The organism is Paenarthrobacter sp. NPDC018779, from assembly GCF_044391085.1.
GTDB lineage: Bacteria > Actinomycetota > Actinomycetes > Actinomycetales > Micrococcaceae > Arthrobacter.
Map to the genome: position 1 here is coordinate 1844 of NZ_JBIRZS010000050.1, position 2034 is coordinate 3877.

A 2034-nucleotide genomic window follows, 5' to 3' on the forward strand; every position below is an offset into this window, starting at 1 on the left:
TGGCCCTCCTTTTGGGGTGGGTGTGTTGGTTTGTGGTTTTGTGTGGTCAAGTTTTTAAGGGCGCACGGTGGATGCCTTGGCATTAGGAGCCGAAGAAGGACGTAGGAATCTGCGATAAGCCTGGGGGAGTTGATAACCGAGCGGTGATCCCAGGATGTCCGAATGGGGAAACCCCGCACAACGCCTTTCGGGGTGATTGTGTGACCCGTGCCTGAATTCATAGGGTGCGTGGGGGGAACGCGGGGAAGTGAAACATCTCAGTACCCGTAGGAAGAGAAAACAAGAGTGATTCCGTTAGTAGTGGCGAGCGAACGCGGATGAGGCTAAACCGACCCATGTGTGATAGCCGGCGGGCGTTGCGTGGGCGGGGTTGTGGGACTTGCTGTGTTGGTTCTGCCGGACCGGCGAGGTGAGAGCATGGGCATAGGTGAACGGTCTTGAAAGGCCGGCCAGAGAGGGTGTGAGCCCCGTAACTGTAATGTCGTTGTGCCGCTTTTGGTGAGTATCCCAAGTAGCACGGGGCCCGAGAAATCCCGTGTGAATCTGTCAGGACCACCTGATAAGCCTAAATACTTCCTAATGACCGATAGCGGACCAGTACCGTGAGGGAAAGGTGAAAAGTACCCCGGGAGGGGAGTGAAACAGTACCTGAAACCGTGTGCTTACAATCCGTCAAAGCAGCCGCAGCCTTGTGTTGTGTTGTTGTGATGGCGTGCCTTTTGAAGAATGAGCCTGCGAGTTAGTGTTACGTCGCGAGGTTAACCCGTGTGGGGTAGCCGTAGCGAAAGCGAGTCTGAACAGGGCGAGTGTAGTGGCGTGATCTAGACCCGAAGCGGAGTGATCTACCCATGGCCAGGTTGAAGCGACGGTAAGACGTCGTGGAGGACCGAACCCACTTCAGTTGAAAATGGAGGGGATGAGCTGTGGGTAGGGGTGAAAGGCCAATCAAACTCCGTGATAGCTGGTTCTCCCCGAAATGCATTTAGGTGCAGCGTTGCGTGTTTCTTGCCGGAGGTAGAGCTACTGGATGGCCGATGGGCCCTACAAGGTTACTGACGTCAGCCAAACTCCGAATGCCGGTAAGTGAGAGCGCAGCAGTGAGACTGTGGGGGATAAGCTTCATAGTCGAGAGGGAAACAGCCCAGACCACCAACTAAGGCCCCTAAGCGTGTGCTAAGTGGGAAAGGATGTGGAGTTGCTTAGACAACCAGGAGGTTGGCTTAGAAGCAGCCATCCTTGAAAGAGTGCGTAATAGCTCACTGGTCAAGTGATTCCGCGCCGACAATGTAGCGGGGCTCAAGTACACCGCCGAAGTTGTGGCATTCACACATATTCCTAAGCCTTTGTGGTTCAGGGGTGTGGATGGGTAGGGGAGCGTCGTGTGGGCGGTGAAGTCGCGGTGGAAACCAGCGGTGGAGCCTACACGAGTGAGAATGCAGGCATGAGTAGCGAAAGACGGGTGAGAAACCCGTCCGCCGAATGATCAAGGGTTCCAGGGTCAAGCTAATCTGCCCTGGGTAAGTCGGGACCTAAGGCGAGGCCGACAGGCGTAGTCGATGGACAACGGGTTGATATTCCCGTACCGGCGAAAAACCGCCAATACTGAGCGGGGGATACTAACCACCCCCCACCCGGCGCGAGCACCCTTTGGGGTGTGAGTGTTGTGGTGGTGGCTGGGACCTGATCCCGGGAGGTAAGCGTATTAACAGGTGTGACGCAGGAAGGTAGCCGGGCCGGGCGATGGTTGTCCCGGTCTAAGGATGTAGGGTCAGGGATAGGCAAATCCGTTCCTGTGTGCTTCGAGCACGTTCCTGAGATCTGATGGGACCCCCGTACGGGGGGATCCGGTGATCCTATGCTGCCAAGAAAAGCATCGACGCGAGGTTTTAGCTGCCCGTACCCCAAACCGACACAGGTGATCAGGTAGAGAATACCAAGGCGATCGAGAGAATTATGGTTAAGGAACTCGGCAAAATGCCCCCGTAACTTCGGGAGAAGGGGGGCCTGCCCCGTGATGGAGACTTGCTCTCCGTG

Annotated in this window: 1 rRNA gene (running past one end of the window); it reads left to right on the forward strand. The window is 56.1% G+C overall.

The features are described from left to right. Window positions 1-44 precede the first annotated feature (44 nt). A 23S ribosomal RNA gene (locus ACH488_RS21895) occupies window positions 45-2034 on the forward strand (it continues 1273 nt past the right edge of the window).